Raw genomic sequence first — 11,446 nt, forward strand, 5'->3', positions numbered from 1 at the left:
ACGCCATCATCGATGCAACTACATCCGATAATTTCACCCGACGAACAGCGGTAACGAGCAGTAGGGAAAGACGAGATGACCACGATGACCCCCGAGCAGGCGGCCTGGTTCGCCCAGACCTTCGACCGGCTCGTCGGCAACGTCGGCCAGGCGATGCTGGGCAAGGCCCCGGTCGTGCGCCTCGCGCTGACCTGCATGCTCGCGGAGGGCCACCTCCTGCTGGAGGACGCCCCCGGCACGGGCAAGACTATGCTCGCGCGCTCCATCGCGGCGTCGGTGCAGGGCACGCACAACCGCATCCAGTTCACGCCGGACCTGCTGCCGTCGGATGTCACGGGTGTGACGATCTACGACCAGCACACGGGCAAGTTCGACTTCCACCCGGGCCCGATCTTCGCGTCGATCGTGCTGGCGGACGAGATCAACCGTGCGTCGCCGAAGACGCAGTCCGCGCTCCTGGAGGTCATGGAGGAGGGCCGCGTCACCGTCGACGGCGTCGCGCACGAGACCGGCCGCCCGTTCATGGTCCTGGCCACCCAGAACCCGATCGAGCAGGCCGGCACCTACCGGCTGCCCGAGGCCCAGCTCGACCGCTTCCTCATGAAGACGTCGGTGGGCTACCCGGACCACTCCTCCACGGTGGAGATCCTGTCGGGCTCTGCGGTGAAGGACCGCAGCCAGGCCCTGCAGCCCATCATCACCACGAAGGCCGTCACGGAGATGGCCGACCTCGCCTCGACCGTGCACACCGACACCGCGGTGCTGGAGTACGTGTCCCGTCTCGCCGAGGAGACGCGCAACGCGCACGAGGTGCGCGTGGGCGTCTCGGTCCGTGGTGCGCTGGCCCTGGTGCGCTGCACCAAGGTCTGGGCCGCCGCGCACGGCCGCAACTACGTGCTGCCCGACGACGTCAAGGAGCTGGCCCAGCCGGTCTGGGGCCACCGCTTCGTGCTGGACCCGGAGGCCGAGTTCGCGGGCGCACGCCCCGACGTCATCCTGGCCCGGATCATGGCCGACGTCGCCGCGCCGCAGGAGCGGGCCTCGGCATGACGGCGACGAGCACGATGCCCGGCACGGCGGCAGCTCCCGCGTACGGCAAGCGTCAGGAGAAGCCGCGCGGCCTCGCCGGGGCGGTGGCGGCCGGGCGGGCGCAGGTGCAGCGCGGCCGCCGCGGCTGGGTGACCTTCGCGGCCGGCGCCCGGACGCGGGCGGCGGCGGTCAGCCGTGCGCTCGCGCCGGTGCGCCGCACGTTCAGCACGTTCGGCATCGCCGTGACGCTCACGGCGGTCGCCGCCTGGGCGGCCGGGCTCATGCTCGGCTGGCTCGAGGTGCTGGTGGCCGCGATCGTCCTCACGGTGACGCTCGTGTGCGCCGTCGTGTTCGTGCTCGGCCGGTTCAAGTACGACGTCGTGCTCGACCTGGCGCAGGCCCGCGTGACGGTGGGCGACCGCGCCGTCGGCCGCCTCGACGTGCGCAACGCGTCCAGCCGCCCGCTGCTGCCGTCGGTGATGGAGCTCCCCGTGGGCACCGGCACGGCGGCGTTCCCGGTGCCGCGGCTCAAGGGCGGCGGCACGCACGAGGAGATCTTCACCATCCCGACCCGCCGCCGCAGCGTGATCACGGTGGGCCCGGTCAAGTCCGTGCGCGCCGACCCGCTGGGCCTGCTGCGCCGCGAGATGACGTGGACCGACGAGCAGGAGGTCTTCGTGCACCCGCGCGTCAAGAACCTCACCGGCTCCTCGACCGGCTTCCTCAAGGACCTCGAAGGCCGGATCACCAACGACATCACCAGCTCGGACGTCAACTTCCACGCCCTGCGCGACTACGTGCCCGGCGACGACCGCCGGCACATCCACTGGAAGACGACGGCGCGCACCGGCCAGCTCATGGTGCGCCAGTTCGAGGAGACCCGGCGCTCGCACCTGGCGGTGCTGCTGTCCACGCGTGCCGAGGACTACGCGCACGAGGACGAGTTCGAACTCGCCGTGAGCGTGTGCGGCTCCCTGGGACTGCAGGCCATCAAGGAGGACCGCGGCGTGACGGTGCTGGTCAACGAGGCCACGCTGCACGGGGACCACCGCACCCGGCTCATGGACGACCTGTCCCGCATCGAGCTCGAGTCCCGCAAGTCGAAGCTGGTGGACCTGGCCCGTTCGGCGGGGATGGCTGCCACCGACTTCTCGGTGATCGCGTTCGTCGTCGGCAGCAGGGTGACGCCCACCGAGCTGCGCGCGGCGTCGGCGCGGGTGCCCGCGGGGGTGCAGGTCATGGCCATCCAGTGCGTGCCCGGCGCGTCCCTCGGCCGGCACGCCATCGCCGAGATGGGCGTGCTCACCCTCGGCCGCCTCGGCGACCTGCCCCTCGCGCTGAAGAAGATGAGCGACGCATGAGCGACGAGAACACGCGGGGGAACCTCCCGGCGGGTGCGCAGGGCGGCCAGCCGCAGTACCGCACCGGCACGGGGTACCGGACCGGGACCGGCCGGGGCACCACCCGCCGTAGGGAAGCGGAGCACCCGCGTGCGCTGACCCGGTTCGCCCTGGTCGACGTCGCGGCGCTCGGCGTGATGCTCGCCGCCGTCGCGATCGGCTTCGGACCCGTCTGGGGCTCCCTGGGCTACCTCCTGCCGACGATCGGCGGCGCCGTCGTCGGGCTGGGTGTCGCCTGGGTGGGTGCCGCGCGGCGGTTCCCCGCCGTCATCGTGACCGCGCTCGCCGTGGTCGCCTACCTCTTGTTCGGCGGTGCGCTGGCCCTGCCCCACACCACGATCGCAGGGGTCGTGCCGACGCTCGACACGCTGCGCGAGCTGATGCTCGGCTCGGTGCAGGGCTGGAAGCAGTTCGTCACCACGGTGCCGCCCATGCAGTCGTTCCCCGACCTGGGCGTGGTCCCGTTCCTGCTCATGCTGGTCGTCTCGCTGGTGGCCGGCACCATCTCGTGGCGCGCGAAGCACGCCGTCTGGGCGGTCGTCCCGGTCGTCGTCGGTCTGGTCGGCGTGATCCTGCTCGGCACGCTCGACGCCGCACTGCCGATCGTGCAGGGCCTCGTGATCGCGATCGTCGGCCTCCTCTGGGGCGCCGTGCGGGTCATGGAGGCGCGCGTCGGCACCCACTCGATCACCACGGAGTCCAGCCGCGAGGCCACGCGACGGCTGCGTTGGTACCGCGTCCGCACGGGTGCGACGATCCTGGCCGCCGCCGCGCTCGTCGCCGGCTTCACCGGTCCCGTGCTCATGCCGGACCAGCCGCGCATGGTGCTCCGCGAGACGATCGTCCCGCCGTTCGACATCCACCAGTACCGGAGCCCGCTCGTGGCCTTCCGGCACTACGCCAAGGACGTCCGCGAGGACGAGCTGTTCACCGTCAGCGAGCTGCCCGAGAACGGTCGGGTCCGGCTCGCGACGCTCGACCGGTACGACGGCGTGGTCTACGACGCGGCCGGCGACGGCGGCGACACCGGCGTCTACACCAGGGCCGGCGAGGAGATCGCGACGGCGGACGAACGCACGCCGGTCTCGATCGACATCACGGTCACGGGGTACAGCGGCGTCTGGGTCCCCGAGATCGGCAACCTCACAGGGGTGCAGTGGAAGGGCCCGAACGCGGACGCCCAGAACGACGGCACCTACTACAACTCGACCACGAGCACCGCGATCACCACGGCGGGTGTCGAGCCGGGCGACTCGTACCGGCTGAGCACCGTGGTGCCGGAGGTGCCGGACGAGGACACCCTGAAGAAGGGCACGATCCTCGACGCCGACCTGCCGGAGACGGAGCCGACCGACCTGCCGCCGGGCCTGCCCGCCAAGGCGGCGCAGTTCACGGGCGAGGAGACCGATCCGGCCACCAAGCTGTTCCAGATCCGCGACGCCCTGCGGGACTCCGGCGTGCTGTCCAGCGGGCTCGACGGCGAGCTGCCGTCCCGCCCCGGCCACTCCGCCGCCCGCATCGACGCGCTCGCCCAGGTCGAGGAGCCCGTGGGCGACGACGAGCAGTTCGCCGTCGCCCTCGCCCTCATGGCGCGCCAGTCCGGCATCCCGGCTCGCGTGGTCATGGGCTTCTACCCGGACGAGGACAGCGACTACCAGGAGGGCGAGCCCTGGACCGTGCTGGGCGGCGACGTGCACGCCTGGGTCGAGGTGCCGTTCGAGGGTTACGGCTGGGTGCCGGTGGACGCCGTCCCCGACAAGAACCCGCAGGTCCAGCCCGAGCCCAAGAGTCAGCAGGTGCCCAAGCCGCCCGTGCTGCAGGACCCGGAGCCGCCGGAGGAGCCGGACAGGGCCAAGGCGGGCAGCGTCGAGGACGACGAGAAGGACGACGCCGAGAACGACCCCTTCGACTGGGGCCTGCTCGGGATCATCCTGCTGGCGGTCGGCATCCCGCTCCTGGTGATCGCGGGCCCGATCGTGGCGATCCTCGCCTACAAGGCCCGGCGACGGGCGGGGCGCCGCACGGCCGAACAGCCCGCCGACCGGATCAGCGGCGGCTGGCACGAGGTCGTCGACGTCGTGACCGACCTCGGGACCTCCGTGCCGCGCGGGTCGACCCGGCGCGAGAGCGCCGGGGTGATCGCCGGGGCGCACCAGGTCCCGTCGAGCCTGCAGCTCGCGCATCGTGCCGACGCGTCGGTCTTCGGACGTGAGGAGCCGACGCAGGCGGAGGTCGATGCCTTCTGGGCCGAGGTGGACCAGCTCGTCGGCGGGCTACGCTCAGGCGTCAGCACGCGACGGAGGGTGCGAGCGGCGTTGTCGCTACGCTCCGTCGTGGCACGGATGGGCGGTGGCCGCGGCTTCCTCGCAGCACTCGGGGAGATCGGGTCCCGGCGGACGAAGGAGAGTCGATGACGGACGTGGTCTGCGCTGGATGTGGGTCCACCCAGCAGGAGGGTGCGCCGTTCTGTGCCGCGTGCGGGCGGGAGTTCCCCCGTACCGGGCGGCCCGTGGTGGACCCGGCTCCGGTGCCGCAGGGCCAGGTGCAGCAGGCCGCCGCGGCGGCCCGGGGCGGCTCGGGCGCCGTGCCGATGGTGCACAACCGTCCTCCGATCACCACGGAGGTCGAGGTGTACACCGCCACGCAGATCCCGGCGGCGGGCAGCGTCCCGCCGCCGCTGGCGGAGCCGTATGCCGGTGTGGGCAAGCGCTTCGTGGCCTGGCTGATCGACGGCTTCCTCGCCGGCGTGGTGGCGGGCGTCGTCGCGGGTATCGGCATCGCGCTCGTCGACGTCCCGTCGGGTCTGACGGTGCTGTCGCAGGAGCAGGCGGCCGAGCTCGCCGCGCAGATGCTCCGGGTCTACCTCATCGCCGGTGCGGTGGCCTTCGCCTACCAGCTCGGGATGTGGATCTGGGAGTCGAGGACCGGACGCACCGTGGGCAACTCCGTCATGGGGCTGCGGACGGTCTCGGCGGAGGACCGCGCCCCGATCGGGTTCGTCCGCGTGCTGCTGCGTGTGCTCGTGCTCGCCGCGGGTTCGATCGTCTTCGGCATCGGCCAGATCGTGGTGCTGCTGAGCCCGCTCTGGGACAAGGGCGGCAAGGTCCAGGGCTGGCACGACAAGGCCGCGCGGGCGGTGGTGATCGACGTCCGTGCCCCGAAGATCGTGGTGTCGACCGGCCTCGCCCCGGTGGCTCCCGGCCCGCGGGCACCGGGTCGGCCCGCGCTGCGCACGCCGTCGCCGTCGGCCCCGGCGCAGGGGCAGTACGCCCCGGCGCAGATGCCGCCGCTGACTCCAGCGGCCCCGCAGACGCCGCAGGCGCCCGCCGCCCCGGACCCCTGGGCGTTCCCGCAGAGCCCTGCGCCGACCTCGGGTGACGGCGGCATCATCACGGGGATCCCGGGCAGCGCGCCCAGCGCGCCGCCGCCCGCTCAGCCGGCCCAGCCCGCGCCCGCGCAGCAGCCGCTGGCGCCGCAGCAGCCACCAGCGCAGCAGCAACCACCGGCGCAGCAGCCGCCCGCGCCGGCCTGGCCGGCCAAGACCTGGCCGGTCCAGCAGGAGCCCGCTCCGCCCGTGCAGCAGCCGGCGGTCCCGCCGCAGCAGCACCCGGAGTCTCGTCCGACCCGGCCCGCGACCTTCCCGAGCGAGGGCGCCGCCCCGGCGCAGCCCGTGCCGGGCGGCCTGCCCCCGCAGCGGGAGGAGCCGTCGGACGCCACCCGGATCCAGGCCCCGGTCATGGAGCCGGCGGCGGTCGTGACGGTGGCGCTCGAGCTCGAGTCCGGCGCGCGGCAGGTCATCGACGGGCCGGCGCTCGTGGGCCGCAACCCGCAGGCTCCGGCGGGCTCCCCCTTCATCCTTGTCCGGATCGAGGACCCCACGCGTTCGGTGTCGAAGAACCACGCCGAGCTGGGCGTCGACTCGGCAGGGCTGTGGCTGACGGACCGTGGCTCGACCAACGGCACCGTCGTCTCCGCGCCGGGCCGCTCGCCGCAGGTCGCGGAGCCCGGTGCCCGGGTCCGTGTGCCCATCGGCTCGACCATCCACGTCGGCGACCGTCGCCTGGTCGTGCGCCCCCACGAGTCCAGGGCATGACGGACCACGAGCAGGGACTGACGACGATCTGGGGTGCCGCCTCGCACCAGGGTCGCCGCCGGTCGCTGAACGAGGACGGGTACCTGGCCACCGGCCGGGTGTTCTTCGTCGCCGACGGCATGGGGGGCCACGAGGCGGGCGAGGTCGCGAGCTCGGAGGCGCTGGCGGCCCTCAGCGGGCTCGCCGACGTCGACCAGGTGGAGCCGGCGCTCGTCGAGGCGTTCCTGGAGATCGCGCAGCAGCGGGTCCGTGCCATCGAGACCGACTCGGGCAACGCGCCGGGGACCACGCTCACGGGCGTCCTGGTCGACGAGCGGGAGGACGTGCCGTACTGGCTGTTCGTGAACGTGGGGGACTCGCGCACGTACATGCTGTCGGGCGGGGTGCTGGCCCAGGTGAGCGTCGACCACTCCGAGGTGCAGGAGCTGGTGGACGCCGGCACGATCACCGTGGACGAGGCCCGTCGGCACCCGCGGCGGAACGTGATCACGCGCGCGCTCGGGGCGGAGGAGGGCGTCCGCGCCGACTTCCGGTACATCCCGGTCGCGCTGCACGACCGCGTGCTGATCTGCTCCGACGGGCTCACGGGGGAGCTGACCGACGAGCAGATCACGACGATCCTGCTGGAGCAGCCCGACCCGGAGCGGGCGGCGGCGCACCTGGTCGACGCGGCGATCCAGGCGGGCGGCCGGGACAACATCACCGTGGTCGTGGTCGACGTGACGGGTGTCGACTACGAGACCCTAGGCTCGTCGACGGCACCACGGCCGGGTGCCGAGCCCGACGAGGACACCCGGCCGCGGGAAGAGCACGACGCGAGAAGCCAGGGGGCCTGAGATGACGGTGCACTACAGCGAGGGTTCCGCGCGAGCGGTGGTCCGGAACGGCACGGTCGTCGTGCTGCCAGGGCCGGCGGCCGCCGGCGTCGTCGACGCGCTCTGGACCGCGCTCGACCGGTCCGACGGCGGCGTCGCGGCCACCCTCGGCGTGCTGGCGGCCGGCGGTCTGAGCGAGACGCCGCCGTTCGCCGTCGTCTCGCTCTCCGGTGGCGAGCCGGCCACCGCCGCGCACGTCGCCGTGCGCGGGACCGGCGTGAAGGTGGTCGTGAGCGCCGAGGGCGCCGCCGGCCCGGTCGAGGTGACCGGGGCCGGCGTGGTCACGTGGTCGGAGCGGGTCGTGGACGGTCCGACGTCGTTCGCGATCACCACCGACGAGGCCCCGGCGGACGAGGAGTACCCGGTGCAGGCCGCCGTGGTGCGAGCGAGCGCCCTGCGCCGCAACCTGGTGGACGTCCCGGACAGCCAGGACGCGCCGGCGAACCCTGCCGTGCGGGACTCCGGCGCCAGCCTGGGCGCCGGTGGGGGCCTCGGCGCCGGCACGAGCGGGCGCACGCCCGCGCCGCCCCTGACGGGAGTCCCGATCTTCGCGTCCGGCGGGCAGACCTCCGGCGAGACGATCGTGCCGGGAGCGCCGGACGTACCGAAGGCCGGCGCGGAGCCCGCGAGCGAGCCCGACCCGGCGCCCGAGCCCGCGCCGCTGCTCGGGCTCGGTACCGTGTCCGAGCCCGCTCCGCGCACGGACGTCAACGAGGCCACGCAGTTCGGCGCCGACGACGACTACGGTCACCTCTTCGGCGACACCATCATGCGCCGGGTCGAGGACGCGGCGGTGCGCCAGGGCGACGACGACGAGGAGGAGGGCGAGGACGAGCCGGCCGCGAAGCCCGCTCCGGCTCCGGAGCCCGTCCCACTGCCTCCCGTACCCGACCCGCCGTCGCCCGCCGACACGGCGGGGGACGCGCTGATCTCCGGGGTGCCGGGCGGCTGGACGCCGCCTGCCGGGGCTCCCGGTGGCGCGGAGCAGCCCGCCGGGGCGGCCGAGAGCCCCGCGGGGGCTGCATCCACCGAGGCGATGGACCACGACGGCGAGACCATGATGTCCTCCGACCTCGCGGCGCTCCGGAAGGCGGCGGGCACCAGCGCGCCCAAGTTCTCCGCCGGCATCCTGGCGGGTGGCCCGCAGATTCTCGGCCGCCTGTGCCCGCAGGGACACCCCAACCCGCCGACGAACGACCGGTGCCGCACGTGCGGCCAGGAGCTCGAGGGCGATGCGCAGCAGGTGTCCCGCCCGTCGCTCGGGCAGATGCTCGTCACGGGCGGCGTGCAGCCGGGCCCCGGCGGCCCGCAGGTCGTCGAGCTCGACCGGCCGGTGATCGTCGGGCGGCGCCCGCGGACCAACAACGCGTCCGCCGACCGCACCCCGCGCCTGGTCACCGTGGCGAGCCCGGAGCAGGACATCTCGCGCTCGCACGTCGAGGTCACCCTCGAGGAGTGGCACGTGCTGGTGGCGGACCTCGCGACCACGAACGGCACGACGCTCCTGCGGCCGGGCCAGCCGCCACGGCGCCTGCACCCGAACGAGAAGGTGATCGTGGTCGAGGGCGACGTGGTGGACCTCGGCGACGGCGCCACCCTGACCTTCGAGGGCATCTGGTGACCGCGCAGCGTGTGCCGCACCAGGTGACCGTGGACCATTCCAAGGGAGAAAAGTGAGTAGCAAGCGCGCCCCGTCGGCGCCGCCCCAGATACCCGGGTTCGAGTACAAGAAGCTGATCGGCTCGGGTGGCTTCTCGGACGTGTTCCTGTACGAGCAGCAGCGCCCGAAGCGGCTGGTCGCCGTCAAGGTGCTGCTCAAGGAGCACGCCAGCGACGCCCAGCGGGCGGCGTTCGACTCCGAGGCCGACCTGATGGCGATCCTGGGCAACCACCCCTCGATCGTGACGATGTACGAGGCGAGCGTCGCCGCCGACGGCCGCCCGTACCTCGCCATGGAGTACTGCTCGCGACCGAACCTCGGCGCGCGGTACCGGACCGAGCGGTTCTCGCTCGCCGAGGCGCTGCGTACCACCATCCAGATCGCCGGCGCCGTCGAGACCGCGCACCGCCTCGGGATCCTGCACCGCGACCTCAAGCCGGCGAACATCCTGGTGACGCAGTTCGGGCACCCCGCGCTGACCGACTTCGGCATCTCCTCGACGGTGGACCAGGCCTCCGCCGCCGAGGGCATGTCCATCCCGTGGTCGCCGCCGGAGTCGTTCGGCGACCCGCCCGTCGCGGGCAAGACGACGGACGTCTGGGCGCTGGCCGCCACGTGCTACACCCTGCTCGCCGGGCGCACGCCGTTCGAGGTGCCCGGCGGGTCCAACACGTCGGCGGACCTCGTGGCGCGCATCGAGCAGGCGCCGCTGCCGCCTATCGGGCGCAACGACGTGCCGCCGTCGCTGGAGCAGGTGCTGCGCATCGCGATGGCCAAGCAGCCCACGTCGCGGTACCCGTCGGTGCTGGCGTTCGCGCGGGCGCTGCAGCAGGTCCAGGTGGGCCTGGCGCGCGACATGACCCCCATCGACCTCCTCGACGAGACCGGCGCGGTGGCCGAGGAGGAGGGGGACGACGACGGCACGCGGCTGAAGAACGTCACGGCGATCGACCCGGGGCAGCAGCCGTCGTCCACCGCCTCGCCGTCGACCGGCAGCCCCGCGATGTCGTCGTCCGGCACCTTCGCGCCGCCGCCCGCCCGGGAGACGTCCGGGTGGGCGCCGCAGGCGGGCACGGCGGCCGGTGCGCGGACCGCCGTCCCGGCCATGGACGTGCCCGAGGCCAGGGTCGGGTGGGAGGCGCCGCCCGTCGAGGAGACGGTGCACCGCACGCAGGTGCCCCAGGCGCCGGAGTCCCTGCCGCAGGAGGCCGAGCCGGAGCCCCGGTCGGTGTGGGGGACCGTGGCGCTGGTGGGCGGCGCGGTGGTCCTCGTGGCGGTAATCGCCATCGGCTGGTTCGCCCTGCGCCCGGGCGGGGAGGAGCCCGACCCGGGGGATACCGCGACGGTCGCCGGCGACCCGGCCGATCCCGCCCTCGGCTACGTGCCGCCGGTCCGGGACCTGACGGGCGAGGCGAGGGGTGACGAGGCGGTCTTCATGTGGAAGCCGCCGGAGGACCAGGTGGAGGGCGAGGAGTACGGGTACCGTGTGCTGTCGCTCACCGAGGAGACGCTCTACGAGCCCTCGGTGGGTACCAGCGCGACCGTGCCGCGTCTCGACGGCGAGCCGACGTGTGTCGAGGTCGTGGTGGTGCGTTCGGGGAAGCCTTCGGCACAGCCAGAGCAGGCCTGCGTCCCGGCAGGCTGACGGATCCCGGCCGACCGGCCGGCTGACAGGGGGAGAGGGGACGACGTGGGCGATCTCGCGCTGGAGTTCTGTGGAGAGTGGTTCACCCCTGCCCAGACGCCGGAAGGGTTCGACATCGGCCGGGAGGGTGACCTCGCGATCGACGACAACCCCTACCTGCACCGGCGCTTCCTGCGGGTGACCCAGGAGGACGGGATCTGGTGGCTCTCCAACGTGGGGTCCCTGATCTCGGCGACGGTGTGCGACGCGGGCGGCGGCGTGCAGTCGTGGCTCCCGCCAGGGCACCGCCTGCCGATCGTCTTCCCCACCACCTCCATCGTCTTCACCGCCGGCCCCACCACCTACGAGATCACCGCCCAGCTCACCGACGCGCCGTACCACGAGGTCCGCTCGGAGGACCCGGAGTCCGGCGCCACCACCATCGGCTCCATCAGCTTCACCACCAGCCAGAAGCAGCTCATCGTGGCGCTCGCCGAGCACATGCTGCGGCGCGAGGGCACCGGCCTGAGCGAGATCCCACCCAGCAGCGACGCGGCGCAGCGTCTGGGCTGGGCCATGACGCGGTTCAACCGCAAGCTCGACAACGTCTGCGAGAAGCTCGACCGGATCGGCGTGAAGGGGCTGCGCGGCGGCCCCGGATCGCTCGCCACCAACCGGCGCGCGCGGCTCGTGGAGTACGCCGTCGCCTCGCGCCTGGTGACCGCCGCAGACCTACCCCTCCTCGACCTGAAGGACGACGCCTGA

At 73.5% G+C, this 11,446-nt stretch carries 8 protein-coding genes; all 8 read left to right on the plus strand.

Annotated elements, in window-relative coordinates; all coding sequences use genetic code 11:
- Positions 1-75 precede the first annotated feature (75 nt).
- Genes AC0QU1_RS03225 through AC0QU1_RS03260 form a run of 8 tightly spaced genes read left to right on the plus strand, consistent with a single transcriptional unit; the run spans position 76 to position 11,446 of the window.
- On the plus strand, positions 76-1,050 hold the full coding sequence (locus AC0QU1_RS03225; RefSeq protein ID WP_483574287.1) for an AAA family ATPase: 975 nt from the start codon (positions 76-78) through the stop codon (positions 1,048-1,050).
- A complete protein-coding gene (locus tag AC0QU1_RS03230; protein WP_483574288.1) occupies positions 1,047-2,390 on the plus strand; it encodes a DUF58 domain-containing protein in 1,344 nt (447 codons plus the stop codon). Before AC0QU1_RS03225 ends, AC0QU1_RS03230 begins: the two co-directional genes overlap by 4 nt.
- Positions 2,387-4,843 (plus strand): transglutaminase TgpA family protein, encoded by a 2,457-nt coding sequence (locus AC0QU1_RS03235; RefSeq protein WP_483574290.1) that lies wholly within the window; start codon positions 2,387-2,389, stop codon positions 4,841-4,843. Before AC0QU1_RS03230 ends, AC0QU1_RS03235 begins: the two co-directional genes overlap by 4 nt.
- Positions 4,840-6,522: an RDD family protein gene (locus AC0QU1_RS03240; protein ID WP_483574292.1), complete on the plus strand. Its 1,683-nt coding sequence runs from the start codon at positions 4,840-4,842 to the stop codon at positions 6,520-6,522. Before AC0QU1_RS03235 ends, AC0QU1_RS03240 begins: the two co-directional genes overlap by 4 nt.
- Positions 6,519-7,358 carry a PP2C family protein-serine/threonine phosphatase gene (locus AC0QU1_RS03245; RefSeq protein ID WP_483574294.1) on the plus strand — a complete coding sequence of 280 codons (840 nt, stop codon included), beginning with the start codon at positions 6,519-6,521 and terminating at the stop codon, positions 7,356-7,358. The genes AC0QU1_RS03240 and AC0QU1_RS03245 overlap by 4 nt, the downstream gene beginning before the upstream one ends.
- Position 7,359: 1 nt before the next feature.
- A complete protein-coding gene (locus AC0QU1_RS03250) occupies positions 7,360-9,018 on the plus strand; it encodes an FHA domain-containing protein (RefSeq protein WP_483574295.1) in 1,659 nt (552 codons plus the stop codon).
- A 52-nt stretch (positions 9,019-9,070) separates the two neighbouring features.
- Entirely contained in the window at positions 9,071-10,702 is a 1,632-nt protein-coding gene (locus AC0QU1_RS03255; protein WP_483574297.1) for a serine/threonine-protein kinase, read from the plus strand.
- Between the two features lie 45 nt (positions 10,703-10,747).
- Positions 10,748-11,446, plus strand: a complete 699-nt coding sequence (locus tag AC0QU1_RS03260; protein ID WP_483574299.1) for a hypothetical protein — start codon at positions 10,748-10,750, stop codon at positions 11,444-11,446.

Source organism: Promicromonospora noduliphila, from assembly GCF_056951025.1.